The organism is Nitrospira sp. CMX1, from assembly GCF_054902215.1.
In genome coordinates, this window is record NZ_JBUBKD010000040.1 from 198,479 (window position 1) to 222,820 (window position 24,342).

Below are 24,342 nucleotides of genomic sequence, written 5' to 3' on the forward strand. Positions count from 1 at the left end.
TCTGGTTGCAGAAAAAATGCAGCGTACTATAGCATGCGGTTGCACAGAGACGCAGCCCGCCCAGAGGAGACCGGACAGATCATGCCACTTGGTTCTAATTTCGGGCTTGTGAGACAACACCTCGCCGCTGCCCGGAATATCACCGTGCTGACCGGTGCAGGGATTTCAGCAGACAGCGGTGTGCCGACCTTTCGCGGCGAGGACGGATTGTGGCGCAGCTACCGGGCAGAAGATCTCGCCACGCCGGAAGCCTTTGAGCGCGACCCGCGACTGGTGTGGGAATGGTACAACTGGCGACGTGAGCTGATCGCGACCAAACAGCCGAATGCGGCCCACCTGGCAATCGTAGAATTAGAGCGTCGCGCTCCGGCCTTTTGGTTGATTACGCAAAACGTCGATGGGTTGCATCGAGATGCCGGTTCACGGAATCTCTCGGAGATTCACGGCAATATCTGGAAAGTCCGCTGCATCGGCTGCAACGTGGTGGACGAAAACCGTGACGTTCCGATCTCCATCCCACCGACCTGTCGCCATTGTGGGTCTCTACTGCGTCCCCATATCGTCTGGTTCGGGGAGTCCTTACTCACTACGGATCTCCGGCAATGCTCCACGGCCCTGAGAAGCTGCGATCTTCTGCTCGTCATCGGCACATCCGGCGTTGTCTACCCAGCCGCCGGCTTCGCTGCTGTCGCCAAAGAAACCAGCGCATTCGTCGCCGAAATCAATCTAGACCCCACACCACAGTCATCGCTGGTCGATGTTTCCCTGCACGGTCGTGCCAAAGACCTTGTCCCACTCCTACTCGATCCGATGTAGCAAGGGGAATAGCTCATCCAGACTCCTGATACGTAGAACGTCACCCGGTTGTTCATTCCCCTCACGGTCAATCAGGGCAACGTGCAGTCCGGCCTTCCGTCCACCCTCCACATCCTCTCGAAGGCTATCGCCGACATGCAACGCCTCTTCCGGATCCACGGCATGTTTTTCCAACGCACTGAGAAAAATCTGTGGCGCCGGTTTCACTGCTTGGGCCAAACTCGAGATTGTCACGGTATCGAAGGCTTCAGCGATGCCGAGTCCCCGCAACACGCCAAAAAGCCGGGAATCAAAATTGGAAATAATCCCCAATTCCAACCCCTGAGCTTTCAGCCGAACCAGAGTCGACATCGTCTCAGGGAACAAGCGCCAGGATCCGTGATCTTCAAAGACACGAAACACGTGATCGAAAAACTCGTCGAACCGCTCAAACATGCCGACTCGATAAAAGACGTTGTGGACGATATCGAACCACCACAATCGTTCACTCTGCTTGAGCCGTACCGGATCCATCGTGGCAAACACCGGTGGCGGAGCTTCGCGAAAGGCTCGGCGAAACGCCTGGGTGATCGCGGCGAGCGAGTCCGATTTCTGTAAAAATCCAAACTTGACCGCATGCTGCAGATAGATCTCACCGACTGACCCTTGCACGTGAAAGAGGGTATCGGCCGCATCGAAAAACACGACACGTATCGAGGCACTCATTGTGAGACTCCCACATATTTAAATTGCCCGCGGGGTCGCATGCCGAACGGCATCGTCAACTCACCCATCTATTTGCTGGTTTTCTTGACAAAGCATACCCCCCTTGCTAGCTTCGAAGAAACTCTAAAAAGATGGAGCGCGTCACATGACTTCGCCGATTTTTGTCGTAGATAGCAGCCCCGCCGTCAGACGACTGGTCGAACAAATCTCCACTCCGGAAGGGTTTGAGGTCCTTGGGTTTCAGGACGGCCCAACCGCACTCGAGGCCGCTCGACGAAGTGCACCGTCCTTGATCATCGCTGACTACCAACTCGACAACATGACCTTTTCAGGATTTTGTAAGGAGATCAACAAACTGGACAATCTCGCCGAGACATCTCTCATCTCTTTGGTGAATCCGGCTGATCACCCAGATGAAAACCTTCTCCGCACATTAGGCGTCAAGGCATTCCTGAAGAAACCGTTCCACACGGAAGAATTGCTCACCGTGCTGAAGTCTCTTCAACAGAAACAGGCGAGTACCGCAACCGGTACGGGCCTGAAGCGACGCGCCTGGCCCCCGACCTCGACTGGAACCGAATCCGACGACGAGGCAACTGATCAGGTATCCGTTCTCACTGGGTTGGAGGAACCACTGAACCCGCCTATCGGCCCTCACACTGCCGCACCAATTTCACCGATCACCCCTACGGCTTCTGACGATGTCATGAGGAGCCTCGTGGACCAGTTGGTACAGGCAATGACCAAGCGAAGTGAGCAGAACCTGGGCGGGCTACTTCCACAGATGATCACTGACCAATGGGGAACGCAGATTCGGCCACTCGTGCAGAAAGAGATCCAGACCCAGTTAGGCAACATTCTGTCTCGGGAATATCTCACCACGGTCATTCAACCGCTCGTCGCTGAGGCCTTGCCGTCGCTGATCCGGAAAGAACTCCCGAGCAACGAGACAAGCATTCGACAAGCCGTTTCGGACCTGCTGAAGCCTCCCCTCGCGGAGCCTCTCACGCAGTTGGTCCGAGAGCAGGTCGAATCCGTCATTCACCAGGATTTACCCGCCGTCGTGCGGGAACAGGTAGGAACGATTAATCAGCTGGTCACCGATGCACTGCATCAGGAAGTGGTAAAGCAAACTCCACTCCTGGTCGAGGGCGCGGTCAAAGCCACGGTTGCCTCCGCCGTCGAACAGGCTGTTCAACGCATCGTCCCTGACGTCGCTGAACAGCAGGTCAAAGCAGAAATCAAACGGTTGACCGAGACCGAAGAACCTCCCCGCTCCTCAAAAATCTAACTTTTCTTTCCCTTCTTTCCTCGGCGAGCTTTTGCCAAGGCCTTCACTCGCTTCACATTCTTCCGGTGCTTCTTCCGTGTTTTCCGATCCTTTTCACGACCTCGTGCCATGGTCCTCCCTACAGTAAATGTGTGATCACGTCGGTGCGCGACTGTATAGCATATGCCACACCAGGCCACAAGCTGAGACTCACACCATGTTCTCCGCCGCACAGACATGCTAAGATGCCGCCCGCACAATTTGGATACAACACTTATGGCTTCATCTCAGCTCGAAAAAACCTACGATCCGAAAGCAGTCGAAACACGATGGTCGCGCGAATGGCTGACCCGTCGCTATTTCCAGGCCTCACCCCAGCAGCCGGGACAGCCCTATTGTATTGTCATTCCCCCGCCGAATGTCACGGGGTCGCTCCACGTCGGCCATGCCCTGAACCATTCTCTCCAAGACATCCTGATTCGCTGGCGACGCATGCAGGGACGCAACACGCTGTGGCTTCCAGGAACCGACCATGCCGGGATTGCGACACAGAATGTCGTTGAGAAACAGCTGATGGTCGAAGGCCTTTCCAGAGAGTCGCTTGGACGCGACCAATTCGTCGAGCGCGTCTGGCAGTGGAAGGCGACGTCGGGGAATACCATCATCAGCCAGCAAAAACAGCTTGGAGAATCCTGCGACTGGGACCGCCTCCGGTTTACGATGGACGAAGGATTGTCCAAAGCTGTGCTCGAAGTGTTCGTCCGACTCTATGAAGATGGGCTGATCTATCGAGGCGAACGGCTGATCAATTGGTGTCCACGTTGCCTCACCGCACTGTCAGACATTGAAGTCGAACACGAAGAGACGAAGGGAAAGCTCTATTCTATCGACTACCCGCTCGCCGAGAATCCCACTCTTCGTCTGACCGTCGCCACAACCAGACCTGAAACAATGCTCGGTGACACCGCTATCGCGGTCCATCCCGACGACGAACGCTTCAAGCACCTCATCGGCAAACAAGTTCGCCTCCCCCTTACAGACCGAACAATTCCCATTGTCGGGGACGCACTCCTCGTCGATCGTGAGTTCGGTACCGGTGCCGTCAAAATTACCCCCGCACACGATTTCAACGACTACGAGGCAGGAGAACGACATGCGCTTCCGCGACTTGCGATCCTCGACCATCACGCCCTACTCGATGCGTCCGGTATGCGCCAGGCGGTGGTGGAGTCTGCCCTCATCGACCAGTTGCAGGGTTTGCCCGTCTCGAAGGCCAGGCCCAAGGTTGAGGCACTGCTGAAGGAGCGTGGACACCTGGTCAAGGTCGAAGACCATAAAATGGCCGTGGGGAAGTGTTACCGATGCAAGACCGTGGTCGAGCCTTATCTGTCGCCACAGTGGTTCGTCAAGATCAAGCCACTGGCTGAACCAGCCATCACCGCGGTTGAAGAGGGTCGTATTCGCATCATTCCGGAAGGCTGGACGAATAATTACCTGGGCTGGATGCGCGATATTAAGGACTGGTGCATCTCTCGCCAGATCTGGTGGGGCCATCAAATTCCAGCCTGGTACTGTGTGTCGTGCAATGCCAAGCAGGTGATCAGACGTGAGAGCCGAACGGCTATCTTGTCGGGAGCCTCCCCTATCGTCTCGAAGACGACACCGGCGAATTGCCCGTCATGCGGCGGGACCGATCTCCATCGAGACCCCGATGTCCTTGATACGTGGTTTTCTTCCGCACTCTGGCCCTTTTCAACATTGGGATGGCCGGACCACACGCAGGAACTCAAAACCTATTACCCGACGTCCACGCTGGTCACAGGACTCGACATCTTGTTCTTCTGGGTTGCACGCATGATCATGATGGGCCTCAAGTTCATGGGGGATGTCCCCTTCAAAGACGTCTACATCCATGCCCTCGTCCGCGACGCCGACGGCAAAAAAATGAGCAAGTCGAAGGGGAACGTCATTGACCCGCTTCATGTCATGAGTGAATTCGGAACCGATGCGCTCCGATTTACCTTGGCTTCAATGGCCTCGCCCGGACGGGACGTGAAATTGGCAGAAGAGCGGATTGAGGGGTATCGCAACTTCGCCAATAAAATTTGGAACGTCGCGCGATTCGCCTTGATGTACCTCGAGGGTCCACGGGCCACCCTGCCGCCGGCGGAACGGACATTCCCCGACCAATGGATCCTGAGCCGGCTGGCCCATACCATTCACGTAGTCACGACGGAGTTGGAAGCCTACCGCTTTGACCGGGCCGCAACCGCGCTCTATCAATTCATCTGGCATGAATACTGCGACTGGTATTTGGAGCTGATCAAACCGGTGCTGCAAACGCCCGAACACCCAGATGGAGCCGGCACGCGACACACGCTCGTGGAGACGCTCGAAACCACCATGCGACTACTCCACCCATTCATGCCTTTCATCACGGAAGAGATTTGGCAAACACTTCCTCACCAAGGAGACAGTATTGTTGTACAGACCTATCCGGTCGTTGACGGCACATGGACCGCGTCTGAGGTCGAGCAGCACTTCGCCTTGTTGGAACAGACGGTGGGACTCGTCCGGACCGGCCGGGTCCTCTTGAATTATCTACCGGGTCAACAGATTGCAATTCATGTCGGGCATGATGCTCCTCGCAGTCAACAGCTCCTCGGCCAGCTGCAGCAACACGTAACCCACCTGAGTCGGAGTCGTGCCAACGTCAGCCGACCACAAGATTGGCCGACGACTAGATTGCTGCGACTCATCGCAGAAGGCCTCTCGGTGGGGATCCCCGTGGCAGAGGACGTGGACCTGCAGAAAGCAATCGAGCGTTTGGAAAAAGAAATTGCGGAGACCGATAAGGAACTACAACGAATCGGCGGGAAGTTGAAAAACGTGGAATTCACGTCGAAAGCACCGCCAGACGTGATCGCCGAACATCAAGACCGGGTGCGGACTCTCTCTCGTGATCGGACCTTACTGGCCGACAGCCAAGAGCAGCTCCGCGCAATGCTCGAAACCTGACCGATGACCACGCTCCCTGCTGCAGAAATTCGACGGGCCGTGCGCCGGGGGCTCGAGGAGGATCTTGCTCAGGGAGACGCCACCACTGCTGCGCTCTTTTCCGTTCCGATCCCAGCCCAGGCCGCAATCATCGCACAACAGCCCTTGGTCGTTGCCGGAATGGCCGCAGCAGTCCAGACCTTTCTCATGGTCGATCCTTCGCTACGACTCTCCGTCTCCAAGCGGGACGGGGACCGAGCAAAGAACGGAGAGCGGCTGCTTCAGATCGAAGGCGATGGGCGATCCATCTTGCAAGCCGAACGGGTTGCCCTAAACTTCCTTCAGCACCTCTCGGGGATCGCCACCATCACGCAGCAGTTCTGTCGAGCAGTACGTGGCTACCCTGTCAGCATCCTGGATACCAGAAAAACGCTTCCCGGTTGGAGAACACTTCAGAAATGGGCCGTGGCACTCGGCGGAGGAACGAATCATCGGCACTCCTTGAGCGATGGCATTCTGATCAAGGACAACCATCTGGTCCTTCTTCAAGAGCATCGACGACCAGTGGAGAAGGCCTGTCGACTTGCACAGAAACATCGATCGCCCACGCTCCCGATCATCGTCGAAGTGGAAACCCTCTCCGAGGTCCGGCAAGCCCTTGAGGGAAAGCCTGATGTGATTTTGCTGGACAACATGACTTCCCGCATGGTGCGACGCGCCGTGGCACTCATCAAGAAGCGAGCTCTGGTGGAAGTATCAGGCGGGATCACGCTGCGAACTGTCCGCGCCATGGCGGCAGCAGGGGCCGACCGAATTTCCATCGGTACCTTGACCCATTCTGCTCCGGCCGCTACGGTCAGTCTTGTCATGACAGTGGCTCGACCTGCAAAACGCCGGCATCGTTAGCCCATGGTGTCCTCTGCTCCACTCAATATCGACGCAATTCGTAGCACCCTTGCCACCAAGGCGCTGGGACAGACCCTCTATCTCTACCAAGATCTCCCCTCAACCAATCGAGAGGCCTGCTCGCTCGCACAACAAGGCGCCGCGCACGGTACACTCGTAGTCGCCGAACATCAATCGGGCGGTTATGGCCGACATGGGCGCGCCTGGTTCTCCCCCCCTGGATTCAATATCTATTGCTCCATCCTTGTTCGTGGGAAGAGCCAGATTCTCCCCCTCGCACAATGGTTATCCTGGATCCCGCTGGTCACGGCGCTGGCTGTCACTGAGGCAGCCCACCAGGTTGCCGCTGTATCGCTCGCCCTGAAATGGCCCAATGACCTCCTCCTTCAGGACCGCAAGGTCGGTGGCATTCTCTGCGAAAGCACCCTGACGACGCCCGACAAACCGACCGTGATTATCGGAATCGGACTGAACGTCAACATCACACCTCAGGCCTTTCCGGAAGACCTCCGTCCGACTGCCGCTTCACTCATTGAGGCCGCTCCACAACCGATCGATCGGAATCGACTCCTCGCGCAACTCTTGTGGGAGCTCGAACAGTGTCTTGATACACTGCAGTCCCACGGTCCCACCCAACTGCGGCAGGCCTACATGGCTCGCTGTGCCACACTGGGCCGTCAGGTGAAGATCTTGTTCGCCAACGATCAGCAGATCCTTGGGACGGCAGAAACGCTCTCCGCAGACGGTGCGTTACAAGTCCGTCCCCGCGTGACTTCCCCTCGCGCACAATCGCCCGCTCTCATCGAAGTTCATGCCGCCGATGTAATTCATCTGAGAGAGTAGCGAAAGCAGGCCTCCCGAAGTACAATGAATCCCATGCTGCTTGCGATCGATATCGGCAATACCAACATCGTCGCTGGAATCTTTGACGGGCCGACGCTCCTCAACCATTGGCGATTGGCCACCGACCCCAAACGAACGACCGATGAGTATGGCGTCCTCTGCCTTAGTCTCATGGCTCGAGAGGGCCGCGTGCCTGAACATATTACCGGTGCGATCATTTCCAGTGTCGTGCCCGCCCTCACGGAAACATTTGAATTCATGATTGAAACATCCTTTGGATGCAGGCCTATCACTGTGTCATCTGATCTCGAGACCGGGCTCACCCTGAAATACCTGAATCCGAAAGAGATCGGAAGCGACCGGATTGTCAATGCGGTTGCCGGCTATGAGAAGTTTCGCCGCGATCTCATCATCGTCGACTTCGGTACTGCGACGACCTTTTGCGCCGTCAGCGGATCCGGCGAATACCTGGGAGGCGTGATTGCGCCGGGCTTGGGGATTTCCGCTGAAGCCCTCTTTAGCCGAGCCGCCAAACTGAGCAAGGTGGAGCTTGCCCGCCCCAAAACCGTCATCGGGATCGATACCGCCAGCAGCATTCAGTCTGGACTCATCTTTGGATACGCTGGCCTGGTGGACACTCTCATTCAACGAATGGAAACCGAAATGGGACGTTCCTCGTTTGTGATTGCGACGGGTGGATTAGCCCAGGTTATTGCATCAGAGGCACAAACCATTCAGCATATTGAACCATTCCTAACCCTCCAGGGTCTCGAGCTGTTGTACCGTCGGGCTCACGGAACCCATTCCACCAACTGGGTGTAATGGTTCCATCCTTGATTTCATTTTATTTTCCGTTGACCCGTTGACTTCCTTTCTCCTATGGATATCTCCTCCCCTGTACAGGTATCCACATGACTGAAGAGCACGCACAAGAGAAAGCAAATACTAATACAATCGATAACTTAGAAGAGGTATCTTCTGACACCGCGACCATCTCTTCTCCGTCGGCAGATGAGCTGGCTGCCAAGGTTGAGGAATGCACCGCTCTCAATGAGAAATATCTCCGGCTGGCAGCAGAGTTTGAAAATTACAAGCGACTGACACAGCGGGATCAGCGTGAACAGATTCGGTTTGGCAATGAACAACTGCTCAAAGAACTTCTGCCGGTTGTCGATAATTTGGAGCGGGCGATCAAGGCAGCTCCCACAAACGGAAGCGATTCAGCACTCGTTCAGGGCGTAGAACTGACTCTCAAGCAACTCTCCGGTGTTTTGGCCAAGTTCGGTGTACAAGCCATCGAGACGGCTGGTCAGGAGTTTGACCCCCACTCGCATCAAGCTGTCTCGTACGGGCCGTCTACTGACGTGCCGGCCAATCGAGTGTTGGAGGAGTTTCAGAAGGGGTATCGATTACACGACAGAGTGTTGCGGGCAGCCATGGTCAGCGTGTCGTCAGGCCCACCCCAGGCAAGCGAATAAGGATACGACAACGACCTGACCCTCTGTCATCGTTGTCGAGAAGGAAGGAGTCCACCAATGGGCAAAGTTATCGGGATCGATCTTGGGACCACCAACTCTTGTGTGGCGATTATGAGCGGCGGCGACCCTGTCGTGATCGCCAACGCCGAAGGAAGTCGGACTACTCCTTCCGTCGTTGCCATCACCGATAAGAGCGAACGGCTGGTCGGCCAAATCGCCAAACGGCAAGCCATTACCAATCCAGAGAACACCATTTTCTCGGTCAAACGACTGATGGGGCGCAAGTTCAAGAGCCGCGAAGTCCAGGAAGCCATGAAACGGCTCCCGTACAAAGTGGTCGAGGCCGACAACGGCGACGCACACGTTGAACTGCGCGGCAAACAGTATAGCCCGCCGGAAGTGTCCGCTATGATTTTGCAAAAAATGCGGCAGACAGCGGAAGACTATCTCGGCGAAAAAGTGACCGAGGCCGTCATCACCGTCCCTGCCTATTTTGACGACAGTCAGCGTCAGGCAACGAAAGATGCCGGTCAAATTGCTGGGCTGACTGTGCTCCGTATTATCAATGAACCGACGGCGGCGTCCCTTGCCTACGGCCTGGATAAAAAGAAGGATGAACGGATTGCCGTCTACGATCTCGGCGGCGGGACCTTCGATGTCTCCGTACTGGAAATCGGCGAAGGCGTCTTCGAAGTGAAGTCGACCAACGGTGACACCTATCTCGGCGGAGACGACTTCGATCTCCGTGTGATGGATTGGCTGGTTGATGAGTTCAGGAAAGACCAGGGAATCGATTTACGGAAGGACCGGATGGCCCTTCAGCGCCTGAAAGAGGCAGCGGAACGAGCCAAAATTGAACTGTCCTCGTCTCAGGAAACGGAAATCAATCTCCCATTCATTACGGCGGACGCCAGCGGCCCCAAGCATATGGTCACCAAGCTGACGCGGGCCAAGCTGGAACAGCTGGTTGACGATCTCATTCAACGGACGATCGAACCCTGCCGCAAAGCCTTGTCCGATGCCGGCGTTTCGGCGAAGGACATTCAGGAAATCGTGTTGGTCGGCGGCATGACCCGTATGCCGAAAGTGATTCAGGTCGTGAAAGAGTTCTTCGGAAAAGAACCGCACCGCGGTGTCAACCCCGATGAAGTCGTCGCCATTGGAGCCGGCATTCAAGGCGGCGTTCTCAAGGGCGAGGTCAAGGATGTGTTGCTCCTTGACGTCACGCCGTTGTCGTTGGGCATCGAAACGCTGGGCGGCGTGTTTACGAAATTGATCGAACGCAATACGACCGTTCCAACCAAGAAGAGCCAAGTCTTCTCGACCGCGGCCGATAACCAAACCGCTGTCACCATTCGCGTGTTCCAAGGCGAACGCGAAATGGCGAATGACAACAAGCTGCTTGGACAATTCGACTTGGTCGGTATTCCATCGGCACCTCGCGGCATGCCGCAAATTGAAGTCACTTTTGACATCGATGCGAACGGCATTGTCCACGTGTCCGCTAAGGATCTGGCCACTCAGAAAGAACAGTCCATCAAGATCACGGCCTCCAGCGGCCTGAGCAAAGATGAGGTCGAAAAGCTCGTTCGGGATGCGCAGTCGCATACCGAAGACGACAAGAAACGCCGTAAATTGGCGGAAGCCAAGAACCAGGGCGACAATCTGGTCTACCAAACCGAGAAAAATATCACGGACTACGGCGACAAGGTCTCCGCCGATGAAAAAACGAAGATCCAGGACGCGATTGCAGCCCTCAAGAAAGCTTTAGAGGGCACTGATGCCGAGGCCATTGAATCTGCGACGCAAACCCTCATGACTGCGTCGCACAAATTAGCCGAAGAAATGTACAAGAAAGCAGCGTCCTCAGCCGGTCCACAACCAGGGGCATCGGCAACCAGCAGTACCAACGAAACCAAACCCGACGAGAAAGTTGTGGACGCAGAATTTGAAGAAGTAGACAAAGACAAAAAATAGCCTAGAATAACGCATCAAGGCGCCCGTGCTCTCGACACAATCGAGAGCCCGGGTGGCTCCACCGTTCACTCACAATGGCTGCCGTGTCCAAGCGCGATTACTACGAAATTCTCGGTGTTGACCGAAACGTCTCGGACGACGAGCTGAAGAAAGCTTATCGCAAATTAGCCCGCCAGCATCATCCCGATCTGCACTCCGGCGAACAGCAAAAAAAATCCGCTGAAGAAAAATTCAAAGAAATCAATGAAGCTTACGAGGTCCTGAGCGATCAGGAGAAGCGGAAACGCTACGACATGTTCGGCCATGCCGGGGCCCAACAGGGTGGTCCAGGATTTGATGGTTTCGATTTCAACCGAGGCGGATTTGGGGACGTCTTCAACGACATCTTCGAAGACTTCTTCGGTCAAGCCAGAGCCGGTGGGGGCGGTCGAGCCGAGCGCGGGAACGATCTGCAATACAACCTTGAAATTACATTTGAAGAATCCGTTTACGGGAAAGAAGCCAAACTCAAGATTCCGCGTTGGGAACTCTGTACCGACTGCAAAGGCACAGGGGCTAAGTCTGCGGCATCCATCAAGCCTTGTGCCAGCTGCAAAGGCGCAGGGCAGATTCGCTTTCAGCAGGGGTTTTTTAGCGTCAGCCGACCCTGCGGGCAATGTGAAGGCACCGGACATTTCGTCACGGAACCCTGTGCGACGTGTCAGGGACGCCAACGCGTGTACAAAGAGCGAGCCATTGCGGTCCATATTCCAGCTGGAATCGAGACCGGCATGCGGCTCCGTCTCTCTAATGAAGGCGAGCATGGTCCCAATGGCGGTCCCCCTGGTGATCTCTACGTCGCCATTACCGTCAAACCTCATCAGATCTTTCAGCGAAAAGGGCTCGACATTTCCTGTGATGTCCCGATCAACTTGGTCACGGCTGTGCTCGGCGGGAAAGTCGAAGTGCCAACCCTCAAGGGCGACACCGTCATCAAGGTCCCGCCCGGCACGCAACATGACAAAGTCCTCCGCATAAAAGGACTGGGGGTTCCCAGTCTCAAGGGAGGCTCGACCGGCGACCAGATCTATACGATGAAGATCCAGATTCCCACCAAACTGACGGCCAGGCAGAAAGAACTGCTGATGGAGTATGCCAAAGAAAGCGGCATGTCCATGGAAGCCAACGGCGACGGCTTCTTCGATAAGATGAAGACGTTTTTCGAGTAGCAAGACAGTCCTTCCTGAAGTTCCAGACCCCCATGCCTGTATTTTTTGTTTCTTCTGAATGCATCACACCGCCCACCATTACAATCACAGGCGAACTGCGGCTTCACATCAAAGACAGCCTCCGTGTCGCCATCGGCGAAACGCTCTGGTTCAGCGACGGCCAGGGCACCAGATACCAGGCTGCAATCAGTGATATCTCGAAACGAGCGGTCATCGGACAAATCCTCGAAACCATTCAGGAGCCTAGTCACGTCACACCTCGTCTCATCCTTGGTCAGTCGCTGCTTAAGGGTGAAAAAATGGACTGGGTCATTCAAAAGGCCACCGAACTCGGCATACACGAAATCATCCCGATCGAAAGCCGCCACAGCGTCGTGCAACTCAAAGCGGATCGCCTTGGTCATCAACTCGCCCGATGGCAACGCATCGCACTGGAAGCTGCCCAACAATCAGAACAGCGGCGCATACCGACGATCGCCAGGCCACAATCGCTTGCAACACTGCTCACAAGCGGTAAGACCCCCTCCACAATCCTCCTGCTTGCCGAGCGGCGGGACGGGAACAGTCCACAAACCATCGCACTTCCACAAGACCAGAGCAGCGCCCTCTTCGTCCTTATTGGACCTGAAGGAGGTTGGAGCAAAGAAGAACTGGATCTGGCCGAGCAGCGAGGAATTGAACCTGTCACCCTTGGTCAACAGATCCTCCGGGCCGAGACCGCCGCCATTGCGACGATCAGCATCCTCCAATCACGTCTCGGCAGACTAGGATCCTTGAGTCCAATTGCATGAGTGAAGCGCTATTCGTTCTACGTCACCATGATAACTGGAACATGCCCAATCCCATACTCAGCTCTTAAGCACAGCGAAAGGCCTCGCGATCCCAGATGAAAAGCGACCACATCGAAGACGTGACCTTCTGGCCGATCGATATACCCACCACGGATCCCTTTGCCGTGGCAACAGGAACACGAGCCGTCGCAGAAAATGTCTTTGTCCGTGTAACACTCAACAACGGTACTGAGGGCTTCGGAGAAGCCGCACCGTTCCCTGAGGTCGGAACTGAAGATCGTGAGTCCTGCCTTCAAACCCTTGCGGACCTTGCACCTTCGCTCATTGGCCGGCCCATCCGGGACTACCAAGAAATAAGTCGTCATCTGGCAGAACGGGTTCCTTCCCAACCGGCGGCGCGCTGCAGCATCGAAACTGCATTGCTCGATGCATACTGCCGTGCCACGGCGATCCCCCTATGGCAATTCTGGGGCGGTGCCGATGTGCATCCCCGCGTCACCGACATCACGATTCCCATCGCCACCCGAGAAAAGACCTTGTCCCTTGCCCAGGACTGGTATGCACGAGGCTTCCGCCTATTTAAGATGAAGGTCGGTAAAGACGTCGATGCAGATATCCGTCGACTCGAGGCCCTCCACAAGGCGTTAGCCGGCATTGCATTCATCGGCGACGGCAATCAGGGATTTTCTCGAGCGGAGTGCTTGGCGTTCACCGCTGGAGTTCGGCGATTTGGCGGGACGATGGTCCTGCTGGAACAACCCGTCGGACGGGATGACCTCGATAGTCTGATTGCCATTCGACGAGAAACCGGCATTCCCGTTGCCGTCGATGAGTCCGTACGCTCACTCCACGATGCACGCAAGGTCATCGCGCAGGGCGCGGCAGACTATATCAACATCAAGATCATGAAAACCGGCGTGCTGGAAGCAGCAGAGATTGCGTCCTTCACCCTGAAGTCCGGGTTGAAGCTGATGGTCGGCGGCATGCTCGAATCACGCATCGCCATGGGTTGTTCCTTTAGCCTGGTCTTGGGCATGAAAGGATTCGACCTGTTGGATCTAGACACCCCGTTGCTCCTGACAACCGACCCCGTCCATGGTGGCTATCGCTATGAGGGACCCACCCTCCAGCCTTGGCACGGGTCTGGCTTAGATTGCTCCGTGGCTGTTCCACCAAATACTCACATGACAAGTACCACGGGCAATCATCCAACCAGAATGTAGCTACCCCTTGCGCTTTCCTTATTTATTTCCATCCAGCTAAAATAGTCCAAACCAAATCTAATCAGACTCCTCAGAGAATCTCCGGATCGTTATCCCTGCCCCTGAGCAAAGACTCTGCCTCAACGTTAACCTTGTATCGGAACATCTTATGTTACCGTTGGATAAGAATAAGAATTGTGATCTGTGCTCGCGGTGGGATGAACCTCAATGACGTCTTTCGCTGATCCAACTCATTCCACCTCTGGCATTTCTCCGGATCATCCTTTCCCCTTTCACCCTATCGTCCGGGAAAAACCACCATAGATTCACTTGGAACCACGAGAGTATCTCCAGGCTTCAGTTCAAAGTTATCAGCGATTCCGCTTCGGAGCACAATATCGTCATAACTCGCCGTGAATCGTTTCAGTCCAGGGGCTACTTCCGTAAACCGAAAAATGACGATCTGATTTCTCGCCGCAGTCTCCTTAAATCCTCCCGCAATGGTAATTCCTTGCAGGAGCGTCGTCTTGCTCTTCAGGGGATACTTCCCAGGGCTCGCAACCTCGCCGAGCAGAAAGATATTGGAGCTATTGACCTCTTTCAAGGTCACCGCCACAACCGGATTTTGAACATACTCCTTGAGCCGGTTCGTCATTTCTTCAGCCAATTTGGTGGGCGTTTTTCCTACCGCGACTACATCGCGAATGATCGGCATTGAAATGCGCCCATCAGGACGGACTTGCACTTGCCTGGACAGGTCCGGATTTCTCCAGACGGTAATGTCCAACACGTCTTCCGCACCGATCACATATTCACTGCCGACCGCATTTGACAGCTTATCCACCGTCATCGTCTGACCGATCACTTTCTCAGTCTGCAATACCGTGTTGGACAACATGGGAATATCTGTTGGCGATTTACCGGCATCTGACTTCGTCGTCCCCGATTCGCAAAACCCTGATCCAGTGAATGATGCAACCACGAACACAGTGATTGGAAACCATAGAGAGTATCTCATGAATGTAATCCCTCCTGTCTTAATATCCTAATCCTAGTGAGGACACCTTGCCGCGTGTATATAGGACCCAACAATCAGATTTCAGCAGTAGGGGCCCCTCTAGATGGCCTCTCGCCCATCACCCCACGTCACACCGTGCCCCCCCACGTTCGCTCTAAACGCCTCCATCCCAGAGCCGCCCAGCAACGAATCTTGTCCCATCAAGAAGAGATTGTGCAATCATGTATTTCCACTGATCCACAAGAATCTTCTCGTTAGACTCTAACATAAGATGCTCCCTCAACCTACTCTCCTTTCTACTCATGAATGGCGATGCAATCCTTCCGTGTAATACACGAGGAGCATGTGCATCTCATCGCTGAAACCAACCGCACTCCACCGAAGGCGGCTTCCCTGCTCACACCGTGAACTCTACAGGAATATTCATTTCCAGAGGTCATCGAGAACATCGCTGGACACGCCTCTGCAACACAGAGGGCAGAGCAGGAAAGATCTAATCCTCCCTTCTCGCAGTATAGGGGTCGGGTATTATTATAATAATGCCAATGACCATTCTCCATGCCTCAAACCCATTACAGAAAGACTCCCGACCCTTTTACAAGAGCGACAAAACCTTGACGTCTGGTGCCTGCCGTCACCGTCAATATTTTGGAAACACTCTTCAACGTATACATACGTAACTGACAAATCAGTGGGATATCGCCCATGACTACTTGGTGCAGTTCTTGCTTAGCCTTATCACTAGCTGTACACCTCGTCATCCTAGGAGGGATCGATGGAATGTCCGAAGTGCAAAGGGACGATGCTGTTGGAGCGGTTCTCAGATTTCTTTCTGGTATTCTATGCCTGGAAATGCCTCAATTGCGGTGCGATCATCGACCGCACTATTTCCAGGAATCGCCGCAAGAGTCTCGAGGCCAGCGAATCCGAGACCGTTGCCGCTAGCTAGAAACAGCATACGGCTTTCAGTAATCAATATGGGGTCGGGACTCTTTTCTTGACAACCTTATAACGGGTTGAGTACAAGATTACCTATGCCACGTCGTCCTCGTCTTGCTGCCGGCAACCTCGCCTATCACGTGCTGAACCGCCGGGTTGGTCGACTTTCGTTGTTTGAAAGTCCGGCAGACTACCTCGCCTTTGAAGCCATCCTGGCCGAAGCCCATGCCGCCTTCCGCATTCGCATTGCCGCCTATTGCCTCATGCCCAATCACTGGCACCTCCTCCTGTGGCCTCGCCAGGACGGAGAACTCTCAGAAATCCTCCGCTGGATCACTGTAACCCATACACAGCGCTGGCATGTCCAGCATGAAACAGCAGGAACAGGTCCGGTCTATCAAGGCCGCTTCAAATCATTCCCTGTTCAGACCGATGAGCACTTTTTGACCGTCGCACGTTATGTGGAACGTAATGCGCTGCGGGCCAAGTTGGTCAGACAAGCAGAACACTGGCGATGGAGTAGCCTATGGCGACGTGCTCGGGGAGACGCGAAACTGACGACCTGGCTGAGTAATTGGCCGGTCCCCCCCCCGCGCAATTGGATGACTCGGGTCAATCGACCTGAAACCGGCGAGGAGCTGGAAACCCTTCGAGTGAGTGTGCAGCGAGGACGTCCTTTCGGCGACGAGGCGTGGGTGAACCGGATGGCAAAGCGGTATGGTATGGAATCAACGCTTCGGCCACGCGGCAGGCCCAAGGGATCGTAACCAGTGCAACTATCGTGTGTTCAACGGCCTACTTGCAGACGAACAATGGTGCCGTTTTCCCCGCTTGCCCACCCCTGCACAGCATCAGGAAAACTGAGTCCAAACAATGACGCAGGGGCGATCGCCTTCCCCTCGCTCCAGGTGAGACCTGCGTCGATCGTTCGGTACAACGTCCCTCGTTCACCAACAATCCAGCCTTCTTGCCGACTCGTGAACCGGACCTTCAAGAGATCGATCACTTTCGTGCAGGTCTTTCCGCAGGGCAGAGTCTGATCGACCCATTTAGCACCACCGTCTGTCGTCTGAAACAACGCCCCGGCATTGCCAACCGCCCAGCCAGTCAGAGCATCCGTGAAAAACACATCGAACAAGGTCGCCGCATTCTGCGTGGCTTGTGCCGTCCACGTCGCACCCCCATCGGAGGTTGACAGGATAGTTCCCAGTGCGCCCGCGATGGTCCCTTTCTGCTCATCAAGGAAGTGTGCGGCATAGAGCGCCGCCGTGGTACCACTGACCTGCTCTCTCCAATGCAAGCCGCCATCCTTGGTGTGAAAAATGGTCCCGCCCCCCCCAATCACCCATCCGACATCGGGAGTCGCAAAATAGACGGCATACAGCGGCTGTTGTGTATCGACCGGCTGCGGAGACCAGGACTCTCCCCCGTTCGTCGTTCGGCTGAGCCATCCTCCGGCGCCCGTCACCCATCCATTCGACGAGTCGACAAAGAATACGGACGTGAGTAAGGTCGTCGTTCCGCTGACCACCCGCTTCCACTTTTTCCCGCTATCGGTGGTCTTGAGAATAGTTCCACCGGATCCCACCGCCCAACCCTGTTGAGGCGTGGGAAACTGAATGCTCAACAAAGTGGATTGTGTGTGACTCGTCTGGATCGTGAGGGAAAGCGCCGTCTCGCTGCTCCCCGCCAATTGCGGAAGCCCCAGCGCCACAAGCAGTAGCACCAGGGAAATGAAATGTGATCGAACACGGACAACGTGCGGTGGAACCGGCATTATTGACTGGTACTCGCATCTGGCCTGTTATTTGTCCAATACCCGTCGTCGGGAAGTCCCTTCGGCTCGATGGTGAACTGGCCGGCTTCCATTGTCAGCCATTTCTTCGGCGAACAGCAGGTGCCATCCGGCAAGAGATCCCAGGATCCCCGACGGACCACCAGAGGCCCTGTGGCAAGATCATCGAAAAATTCACCTTTTTTTCCGATCCCATACAGGTTGCGATGCGGGACCTTGACCACAATCTCCTGATCTGTCCACGACTGCACCAGCGCCGCTGCGCCGTTGAAGAGCACCTCCGTGCGGGAGACGTTTGATAAGACGGTGGCACTAGCCTCCGGCTCGTTGATTTCAATGTCGGATCGCCGTTTGTAGGCCTTCTGATTGAGTCCCAGATCGGCATGTTCAGCAGTCTTCAAGAACGTCCCAAACCCGCTCCCCTTAATGGTCACCGTCGCGTCCAACCCGGCTGACTTGGGATCATAGGTCTCGACCGTGGGCGTCACCAATGTGAAGTCGCCAGCCTCAATCGCCACCGTCCCCCGTTCGGCGCAACAGAGCCCTCCGAGATTCGGCTTGGTGGCACTCCGATAGATCATAACCTTTCCACTTTTCGCGCTGAATGGCACCCACACGTCGATACGATCATCGTTCCACCGATAGATAACAGCTGGAATCCCACCGATCTCGACTCGATTCTGACCCGTATTGAAATCCATGAAGTTGTACGGAGTCGCCCCACTCTCCGAAAAAAATCCAAAATGCTCCCCGCTGATCCTGAGCAAGGTTCCAATCGGAGCGCTGGATGGGCTCAGCATCGTGATGTGGGGAACATGAACCGTAAACTGAGTCAGCACCCGTTCTTGGCCCTGTAGTCGCAACATCAGCGGACCGGACTCGGCCTCAAGTGGGACATGAACCACGATGACGTCGTCTTTCCATTGGGCGATCGTCGCGGGTTTTCCAGCGATGAACACGCCGTCATCCATCCGTTCTTTGGCTTGCCCGAACCCCTGGCCGAATAACACCACCTTCGTCCCCACAGGCCCACTGATCGGATCCACCCGAATAAGCGGCTTCAGTTTCAGCGGAACAGCATTGCTCCGAACATATTCAACAGGCGCACAACAGGATCCATCCGGAAGCGGATCTGAGGAGGCCAACCGCACCACCACATCGCCGCTCGTCGCATTGGCGGGGATCTCCAGCTCAATCTTGTCATCCTTCCAACGCCGCGGTCGAACGACTACCCCTCCAACGATCACATCATTCACACCGAACATTGTATTGGGATCGCGAGCCCCAGCGGACAGACCGAAATGCCGACCCGTGATCTGAAGCGTGGCCCCACGCTCGGCTTCCGTCGGGGTAATGTCGTCGATCTGAGGCGTGCCAATCGATAACAAGCCGCCAAGCACCTTCTTCTTCCCGATCATGACCTCGACGAACCCGCTGGTCGCCTTGAACGGAACTTTGACCTCAATAAGCTCGGGTTCCCACCGTTGCACCAGAGCCGACAGCCCATTGACGGTGACTTTGTTGAATGCCGTCGACTTAAAGGAGCCAAACCCTTTTCCGCTGAGCGTAACCGTCGCGCCGAGAGTTGTCATGTTGGTCGAAAGCTCAACAGTCACCTTGGGCTCGACCGCCTTACTCTTAGCCGCTGCATACGTATGGTTGCCTGACAGAAGCAACAACACGAGGAATGTGGTGAACGTGGCCATTCGTTGCATGGGTGACCTTTCAGAAAAAAAACGGGAAGGGGAAATCCATGACGTGCGCCATGCACGACTTTAACAAGTGGTTTTTTACAGAGTCAAGGCAGGCTAGGAAAGAAGCTGAACGATCAATTCGATTTCCACGGGAGCCTGGCGGGGCAGTTCCGCTGCGCCGACGGCGACACGCGCATGTCGACCGGCATCACCAAAGACTGAAACCAGGAGGTCTGAGGCTCCGTTCAGTACCTGGGGCTGATCGGTAAATCCAGGAGCCGAGGCGATATGGCCAACCATTTTGACGATCTGCCTCACTCGATCAAGCGAGCCGGCTGCATGCCGAATGATACTCAATCCATTCAGCACCGCCACTCGTGAGGCCTCTTTCCCCTGTTCCATCGTCAATTCTTGGCCAAGCTTGCCGGTCATGATGAGCTGCCCATCGCGCGACGGCAGGACACCAGAGAGAAACAACAGGTCACCCACCCGAACAACCGGCACATAATTCGCCACCGGTTTCGGAGGATCGGGTAGCGTTACTCCTAACTCTTTGAGTTTCGCTTCATACGACATATAGGCGTTCCCTGCGGGCCTTTCCCGACGTCCTCCTCACCATTCACCCCTTCCTTTTCACCTTTCATGTTTTCCTTCTCACGTTTCACCTCTATCCCGACTTCAGCGCATTCAGAAAACTCTCCCCGTGGAGTACTCGATCAGCCCCCAAGGCTTCCGCGATCGTCTGCGCCACGTCCGCAGCCGTCGTCCTTGTCCCCAAATCAACACCTTGGGCCAGTTTAGGACCGGTGACACAAAGCGGAACGTATTCGCGCGTCGGCGTCGTGCCGGACAAGAAGCCATCTCGTCCATGATCAGCCGTCACAATGACCATATCGCCGAGGCGCAACTTTTCGAATAACTCCGGCAGACGGCGATCAAACTCTTGCAGAGCCGTGGCCATCTGCGTCGTCTCCTCCGACCACAGATCCACACTTGCGCAGAGGAGCCCACGTGGAACCTTGTTCAACATGCCCACCACTTCCTCCAAACCCGCAATCCCCGATGCGACTGCAAAGGCTTTCGTAAATCCACGACCACTGAAGAGATCATAGACCTTCCCGACCCCCATCGCAATCTGACCGGATCGACTCAAGACATCGAACATCGTCACGCCTGGCGGTTCATGCACACAATCCTTTCGTCCAACCTGAGGCCGAAGTCGATCATGTTCGCCACTCACCGGTTGCGCGACAACACGAAGAAAAATCCCGGCCTCCTTGGCCGTTTTTCGAACCTCACGACATCGATGATGAAATTCAGACACGGCCATGATGGCTTCATGCATGGCCAGCACACAGGTATCGCCGCCGTCGGTCCAGAGTATCGGCGCCCCCGTCGCCATATGCTCCACGCCATACCGACGGAGCATCGCCCCCATCGAAGCCACCTCTCTACCAATCGACTTTCGACCGAACACCTGCTCGATCATATCCACAATCGACGAGGGCACACCAGAACGGCAAACAGCCGCTCGTTCTTGCTGTACGACCCCGCTCATTTCCCAATATCCCACCACAGAATCTTTCCCCGCCGACGCGAATGCGAGACGTCCAAAACACCCGCTTGGTTGCCCCATCGCACGCACACCCTTGATCTGGGCGATATGGCCAAGACCAAGCATTTCTAGATTGGGCAGACTGAGTTCCCCGACGGACTCAGCAAGATGGACAAGGGTATTCGCCTCAGCATCGCCGTAGTCTGCCGCATCCGGCAAGGCTCCGACCCCACACCCATCCAAGACAAGGAGGATGACTCGCTTAATCATCGCCGTACTCTACCAATTCAGCGGACATCGACATAGAGACGTATGGGACCGGCAGGAGGATCCAAGCGGACATAGCAGAAGCGGATTCTGGCAACGCAGTCCGCACAATCCATCGTAGCATCGCCATAGGCTGCCACATCCAACCTGGTTCCGATCCCACCTCGACGCAAAACAAGGAGGATGACTCATTTGATCATCAATTAACCTAACCGCATCACCGTGAGTCGATGTTGAGACGGATGGAATCGTTAGGAAGATCAAGCGAACAGAGAGGACGGGGACTCCAACAGCTAGGCTGCACGATCCATGACGAGATATCGTTGTACCCGTTTCCGTGCGGTCTGGCTCATGATTCGAAACTCACACCCAAACTCCGAACGAGTCACCCACCGAAGCCGTGCAAGGTCTATGACGACCGGATCAGGATCACCAGGGAAGGAAATGAACAGCGAGGCATAGCCTGTCGGCGGCACTGGCACCCTCGATTCGATCGCACATCCATCCTGCGACAGATTGAAGACCGTTCCCGTTCCTGAAACATCCTCGACAACAAAGGTGACCGAGCACTCCACGTGATGGCGAGGAACATGTCTCTGCTCTTCCATAGCCCTATCCGCTTTTGCCTGACGATGCGTGCCATTGATGAAGAATCGTGAGGCTGGCACTCGTGCCAATCCGGTCAGCACCGGCCTTGAGCATCGCAAGAGTCGTTTCCCAATCTCGGATCCCGCCTGAAGCCTTCACCTTGGCCTTTCCTGCCACGGCATTCTTCATCAAACGAACATCCTCAACAGTCGCCCCGGCAGCCCCGAACCCCGTCGAGGTCTTGACATACTCTGCTCCAGCCTCCACGACGAGATGGCAAGCGGTTCGTTTTTCTTCCTGCGTCAGATAACAGGTCTCAAGAATGACCTTGTGCTCGACTCCAGGCGTCGCCTTCACGACTTCAGCAATATCCATCCGCACATAGTCATGGTCTCCTGATTTCAGTCGGCTGACGTTCAGCACCATATCCAACACGCGGGCCCCGCGAGAAACCGCCTCGACCGCTTCAGCCACCTTGGTTCTCGTCGTGTGTCCACCCAGGGGAAACCCGATCGGGATCCCAAGACGGATATCCGTACCCGCGATCGCCGCTGCAGCCTCGTCAACATAACAAGGCGGGACAAAAATAACAGTAAACCCATGGGCCTTCGCCTCCTCACAGAGCCGAAGCACATCGGACTTCGTCGCCTCCGGCCTCAAGACGGTATGGTCGATCAGTACAGGAAGGTTCCAACGTGACATGCGCTACGACACTCCTTCTTCGTGATGGATCGCATTGCTCTTCGGGACTATGAACGTCTGCGAATGAGGTGCTTTTCGGAACGGACGCTTTTGGTACTTTTCCACCGCCTTATTGTGTTCAACCAATGTGGCAGAAAACTGATGGGTCCCATCGTTCCGAGACACAAAATACAGGTACGCCGATGGGACAGGATACAAAGCCGCGCGAATCGCGTCCGCGCCAGGACTGGCAATCGGACCAGGCGGCAACCCCACCCACCGATAGGTATTGTAGGGGCTGGGGTGGGAGAGGTCTTTCTTATGCAAATTCCCGTCGAAGTTCGGCAGCCCGTAGATGACGGTCGGATCACTTTGTAGCGGAATGTTTTTCTTCAACCGATTATGAAAGACGGCTGAAATCTGGGGTCGTTCGTCCCCCGCCCCCGTTTCTTTTTCAATCACCGAGGCAAGGGTCAGGACTTGATGGACGGTGAGGTTGATCGCTTTCGCCCGCACTTTCAACTCTTCGGTCATGACGTGATCCAACTGCTCCACCATCGCTCGAATCACGTCTTTTGCCGCCGTCGGCCTCGCAAACCGGTAGGTATCGGGATAGAGGTAGCCCTCCACGGAATCCGCAGTCACTCCCAGCGTCTTCACAAACGACTTGTCCGATGCCAGCCTGAGGAATTCCTCCCGGTTCGTGATGTGCTGTTCCACAAACACATCAGCAATCTGACTCATCGCATAGCCTTCAGGAATCGTGATGGGGTGCAACACGACGCGACCGGACAGAAACTTTGACAGAATTTCTGCCGGCGGCATAGCGGCATGAAGCGCATATTCTCCTGGATGAATCTTGCGGTCCGCCTCCTGGGATTTCCCCAGCATGAGAAAAGCCCATCGACTCCTGATCAACTGCTCCCGTTCGAGGATGGTCGCGGCTTGGTTGAACGTGGCCCCTTCAGGGATGACCACGATCTTCTCAGGAGGATGATCGGCCTCGGAGAGGACAGGCGCTTCAGCCCATCGAATCATTAGATAGCCGACCACCCCGGCGAGCACGACGAGAGTGACGGCGGTGATGAGGATCCCACGAAGCATCATGCGATTGGTCGGTCGACGACGACTCTCCCCACTCTTCCTCTACCTGCTGCGCTGAGGGATGTTCCGTTCCAGGACTTGGTGAAGCCGCCTGAGCTTCAAGATAGCCCTGTAACAGAATCGCCGCAGCGACACGATCGACGACCCCCTTGCGTTTTTTTCGACTGACATCGGCGGCGATCAATAACTCTTCCGCCGATCGGGTCGTCATCCGCTCATCCCACAGAACGATCGGAACCGACAACACCTCTCCGAGCCGGTCGACAAAACAATGAACGGCCTGAACCGCCGGTCCTTCTTCGCCATTGAGTCGTAACGGCAGTCCGATCAAGACCTCTCGGACCTCGTGTGCGTTCACCAACTGTTGAATATGTGCGAGATCGAGCTCCAGCGTCCTCCGTTCATACGTTTCAAGCGGTTGAGCCGTCCACCCAAGCTCATCGCTGAGCGCCACGCCCATCCGCTTGGTGCCGTAGTCGAGGGCTAAGATCCTGGTTGCCATGACAGT

23 protein-coding genes are annotated in these 24,342 nt (G+C 55.5%); 13 read left to right on the forward strand and 10 right to left on the reverse strand.

The features are described 5' to 3' along the window. The first annotated feature begins 81 nt into the window (after positions 1–81). Positions 82–816, forward strand: coding sequence for an SIR2 family NAD-dependent protein deacylase (locus ACYX34_RS10625; RefSeq protein WP_462076534.1), 735 nt, complete (start codon positions 82–84; stop codon positions 814–816). Here ACYX34_RS10625 and ACYX34_RS10630 read toward each other — a convergent pair. After that, positions 799–1,521 carry an HAD-IA family hydrolase gene (locus tag ACYX34_RS10630; protein ID WP_462076535.1) on the reverse strand — a complete coding sequence of 241 codons (723 nt, stop codon included), beginning with the start codon at positions 1,519–1,521 and terminating at the stop codon, positions 799–801. The genes ACYX34_RS10625 and ACYX34_RS10630 overlap by 18 nt on opposite strands. Positions 1,522–1,666: 145 nt before the next feature. Between ACYX34_RS10630 and ACYX34_RS10635 the strand changes: the two genes are divergently transcribed. The 10 genes from ACYX34_RS10635 (at position 1,667) to ACYX34_RS10680 (ending at position 14,214) form a co-directional block, all read left to right on the forward strand. Continuing rightward, positions 1,667–2,812 (forward strand): response regulator, encoded by a 1,146-nt coding sequence (locus tag ACYX34_RS10635; RefSeq protein WP_462076536.1) that lies wholly within the window; start codon positions 1,667–1,669, stop codon positions 2,810–2,812. A 255-nt stretch (positions 2,813–3,067) separates the two neighbouring features. After that, positions 3,068–5,809, forward strand: coding sequence for a valine--tRNA ligase (locus ACYX34_RS10640; protein ID WP_462076537.1), 2,742 nt, complete (start codon positions 3,068–3,070; stop codon positions 5,807–5,809). Positions 5,810–5,812: 3 nt separating this feature from the next. Beyond that, complete coding sequence (nadC, locus tag ACYX34_RS10645; RefSeq protein WP_462076538.1) at positions 5,813–6,694, forward strand: carboxylating nicotinate-nucleotide diphosphorylase; 882 nt, start codon at positions 5,813–5,815, stop codon at positions 6,692–6,694. Between the two features lie 3 nt (positions 6,695–6,697). Next, the gene (locus ACYX34_RS10650) at positions 6,698–7,537 is read left to right on the forward strand and encodes a biotin--[acetyl-CoA-carboxylase] ligase (RefSeq protein WP_462076539.1); all 840 of its coding nucleotides are present in this window, start codon (positions 6,698–6,700) and stop codon (positions 7,535–7,537) included. A gap of 33 nt (positions 7,538–7,570) precedes the next feature. Beyond that, positions 7,571–8,359 (forward strand): type III pantothenate kinase, encoded by a 789-nt coding sequence (locus ACYX34_RS10655; RefSeq protein ID WP_462076540.1) that lies wholly within the window; start codon positions 7,571–7,573, stop codon positions 8,357–8,359. A gap of 89 nt (positions 8,360–8,448) precedes the next feature. Further along, positions 8,449–9,015, forward strand: coding sequence for a nucleotide exchange factor GrpE (gene grpE, locus ACYX34_RS10660; protein ID WP_462076541.1), 567 nt, complete (start codon positions 8,449–8,451; stop codon positions 9,013–9,015). Positions 9,016–9,072: 57 nt separating this feature from the next. Beyond that, positions 9,073–10,992, forward strand: a complete 1,920-nt coding sequence (gene dnaK, locus ACYX34_RS10665; protein ID WP_462076542.1) for a molecular chaperone DnaK — start codon at positions 9,073–9,075, stop codon at positions 10,990–10,992. Between the two features lie 83 nt (positions 10,993–11,075). Next, complete coding sequence (gene dnaJ, locus ACYX34_RS10670) at positions 11,076–12,200, forward strand: molecular chaperone DnaJ (RefSeq protein ID WP_462076576.1); 1,125 nt, start codon at positions 11,076–11,078, stop codon at positions 12,198–12,200. A 32-nt stretch (positions 12,201–12,232) separates the two neighbouring features. Continuing rightward, on the forward strand, positions 12,233–12,991 hold the full coding sequence (locus tag ACYX34_RS10675) for a 16S rRNA (uracil(1498)-N(3))-methyltransferase (RefSeq protein WP_462076543.1): 759 nt from the start codon (positions 12,233–12,235) through the stop codon (positions 12,989–12,991). 95 nt (positions 12,992–13,086) lie between these two features. Next, complete coding sequence (locus ACYX34_RS10680) at positions 13,087–14,214, forward strand: dipeptide epimerase (RefSeq protein WP_462076544.1); 1,128 nt, start codon at positions 13,087–13,089, stop codon at positions 14,212–14,214. A gap of 277 nt (positions 14,215–14,491) precedes the next feature. On the opposite strand, the gene ACYX34_RS10685 is transcribed toward ACYX34_RS10680, so the two are convergent. Beyond that, positions 14,492–15,211: a polysaccharide biosynthesis/export family protein gene (locus ACYX34_RS10685; RefSeq protein WP_462076545.1), complete on the reverse strand. Its 720-nt coding sequence runs from the start codon at positions 15,209–15,211 to the stop codon at positions 14,492–14,494. 775 nt (positions 15,212–15,986) lie between these two features. Here ACYX34_RS10685 and ACYX34_RS10690 point away from each other — a divergent pair. Beyond that, positions 15,987–16,160, forward strand: coding sequence for a hypothetical protein (locus tag ACYX34_RS10690; protein ID WP_462076546.1), 174 nt, complete (start codon positions 15,987–15,989; stop codon positions 16,158–16,160). An 85-nt stretch (positions 16,161–16,245) separates the two neighbouring features. Further along, a complete protein-coding gene (locus ACYX34_RS10695; RefSeq protein WP_462076547.1) occupies positions 16,246–16,917 on the forward strand; it encodes a transposase in 672 nt (223 codons plus the stop codon). Between the two features lie 20 nt (positions 16,918–16,937). Here the strand turns inward: ACYX34_RS10695 and ACYX34_RS10700 are convergent, their stop codons facing one another. The 8 genes from ACYX34_RS10700 to ruvX all read right to left on the reverse strand — a co-directional run bounded on the left by ACYX34_RS10700 (position 16,938) and on the right by ruvX (position 24,336). Continuing rightward, positions 16,938–17,927: a WD40/YVTN/BNR-like repeat-containing protein gene (locus ACYX34_RS10700; RefSeq protein ID WP_462076548.1), complete on the reverse strand. Its 990-nt coding sequence runs from the start codon at positions 17,925–17,927 to the stop codon at positions 16,938–16,940. Continuing rightward, positions 17,927–19,660, reverse strand: a complete 1,734-nt coding sequence (locus tag ACYX34_RS10705) for an IPT/TIG domain-containing protein (protein ID WP_462076549.1) — start codon at positions 19,658–19,660, stop codon at positions 17,927–17,929. Before ACYX34_RS10705 ends, ACYX34_RS10700 begins: the two co-directional genes overlap by 1 nt. Before the next feature lie 93 nt (positions 19,661–19,753). Further along, the gene (locus ACYX34_RS10710) at positions 19,754–20,215 is read right to left on the reverse strand and encodes a RidA family protein (protein WP_462076550.1); all 462 of its coding nucleotides are present in this window, start codon (positions 20,213–20,215) and stop codon (positions 19,754–19,756) included. 91 nt (positions 20,216–20,306) lie between these two features. Beyond that, positions 20,307–21,464, reverse strand: a complete 1,158-nt coding sequence (locus ACYX34_RS10715; RefSeq protein ID WP_462076551.1) for a phosphopentomutase — start codon at positions 21,462–21,464, stop codon at positions 20,307–20,309. Positions 21,465–21,754: 290 nt separating this feature from the next. Beyond that, the gene (locus ACYX34_RS10720; RefSeq protein ID WP_462076552.1) at positions 21,755–22,069 is read right to left on the reverse strand and encodes a PilZ domain-containing protein; all 315 of its coding nucleotides are present in this window, start codon (positions 22,067–22,069) and stop codon (positions 21,755–21,757) included. A gap of 4 nt (positions 22,070–22,073) precedes the next feature. Next, a complete protein-coding gene (gene deoC, locus ACYX34_RS10725; protein ID WP_462076553.1) occupies positions 22,074–22,751 on the reverse strand; it encodes a deoxyribose-phosphate aldolase in 678 nt (225 codons plus the stop codon). Positions 22,752–22,754: 3 nt separating this feature from the next. Further along, positions 22,755–23,837 (reverse strand): endolytic transglycosylase MltG, encoded by a 1,083-nt coding sequence (mltG, locus tag ACYX34_RS10730; RefSeq protein ID WP_462076554.1) that lies wholly within the window; start codon positions 23,835–23,837, stop codon positions 22,755–22,757. Continuing rightward, positions 23,752–24,336, reverse strand: coding sequence for a Holliday junction resolvase RuvX (gene ruvX, locus ACYX34_RS10735; RefSeq protein ID WP_462076555.1), 585 nt, complete (start codon positions 24,334–24,336; stop codon positions 23,752–23,754). The genes mltG and ruvX overlap by 86 nt, the downstream gene beginning before the upstream one ends. Positions 24,337–24,342 lie beyond the last annotated feature (6 nt).

Excerpts from the sequence above, each read along its gene's own strand:
- ACYX34_RS10685 (WP_462076545.1), bottom strand. The coding sequence starts at position 15,211 with ATGAGATACTCTCTATGGTTTCCAATCACTGTGTTCGTGGTTGCATCA.
- dnaK (WP_462076542.1), top strand. The coding sequence starts at position 9,073 with ATGGGCAAAGTTATCGGGATCGATCTTGGGACCACCAACTCTTGTGTG.
- ACYX34_RS10720 (WP_462076552.1), bottom strand. The coding sequence starts at position 22,069 with ATGGAAGAGCAGAGACATGTTCCTCGCCATCACGTGGAGTGCTCGGTC.
- grpE (WP_462076541.1), top strand. The coding sequence starts at position 8,449 with ATGACTGAAGAGCACGCACAAGAGAAAGCAAATACTAATACAATCGAT.
- deoC (WP_462076553.1), bottom strand. The coding sequence starts at position 22,751 with ATGTCACGTTGGAACCTTCCTGTACTGATCGACCATACCGTCTTGAGG.
- ACYX34_RS10715 (WP_462076551.1), bottom strand. The coding sequence starts at position 21,464 with ATGATTAAGCGAGTCATCCTCCTTGTCTTGGATGGGTGTGGGGTCGGA.
- ACYX34_RS10700 (WP_462076548.1), bottom strand. The coding sequence starts at position 17,927 with ATGCCGGTTCCACCGCACGTTGTCCGTGTTCGATCACATTTCATTTCC.
- ACYX34_RS10655 (WP_462076540.1), top strand. The coding sequence starts at position 7,571 with ATGCTGCTTGCGATCGATATCGGCAATACCAACATCGTCGCTGGAATC.
- ACYX34_RS10680 (WP_462076544.1), top strand. The coding sequence starts at position 13,087 with ATGAAAAGCGACCACATCGAAGACGTGACCTTCTGGCCGATCGATATA.
- ACYX34_RS10630 (WP_462076535.1), bottom strand. The coding sequence starts at position 1,521 with ATGAGTGCCTCGATACGTGTCGTGTTTTTCGATGCGGCCGATACCCTC.
- ACYX34_RS10650 (WP_462076539.1), top strand. The coding sequence starts at position 6,698 with ATGGTGTCCTCTGCTCCACTCAATATCGACGCAATTCGTAGCACCCTT.
- ACYX34_RS10640 (WP_462076537.1), top strand. The coding sequence starts at position 3,068 with ATGGCTTCATCTCAGCTCGAAAAAACCTACGATCCGAAAGCAGTCGAA.
- mltG (WP_462076554.1), bottom strand. The coding sequence starts at position 23,837 with ATGATGCTTCGTGGGATCCTCATCACCGCCGTCACTCTCGTCGTGCTC.
- ACYX34_RS10690 (WP_462076546.1), top strand. The coding sequence starts at position 15,987 with ATGGAATGTCCGAAGTGCAAAGGGACGATGCTGTTGGAGCGGTTCTCA.
- ruvX (WP_462076555.1), bottom strand. The coding sequence starts at position 24,336 with ATGGCAACCAGGATCTTAGCCCTCGACTACGGCACCAAGCGGATGGGC.
- ACYX34_RS10695 (WP_462076547.1), top strand. The coding sequence starts at position 16,246 with ATGCCACGTCGTCCTCGTCTTGCTGCCGGCAACCTCGCCTATCACGTG.
- ACYX34_RS10675 (WP_462076543.1), top strand. The coding sequence starts at position 12,233 with ATGCCTGTATTTTTTGTTTCTTCTGAATGCATCACACCGCCCACCATT.
- ACYX34_RS10625 (WP_462076534.1), top strand. The coding sequence starts at position 82 with ATGCCACTTGGTTCTAATTTCGGGCTTGTGAGACAACACCTCGCCGCT.
- nadC (WP_462076538.1), top strand. The coding sequence starts at position 5,813 with ATGACCACGCTCCCTGCTGCAGAAATTCGACGGGCCGTGCGCCGGGGG.
- ACYX34_RS10705 (WP_462076549.1), bottom strand. The coding sequence starts at position 19,660 with ATGCAACGAATGGCCACGTTCACCACATTCCTCGTGTTGTTGCTTCTG.
- ACYX34_RS10710 (WP_462076550.1), bottom strand. The coding sequence starts at position 20,215 with ATGTCGTATGAAGCGAAACTCAAAGAGTTAGGAGTAACGCTACCCGAT.
- ACYX34_RS10635 (WP_462076536.1), top strand. The coding sequence starts at position 1,667 with ATGACTTCGCCGATTTTTGTCGTAGATAGCAGCCCCGCCGTCAGACGA.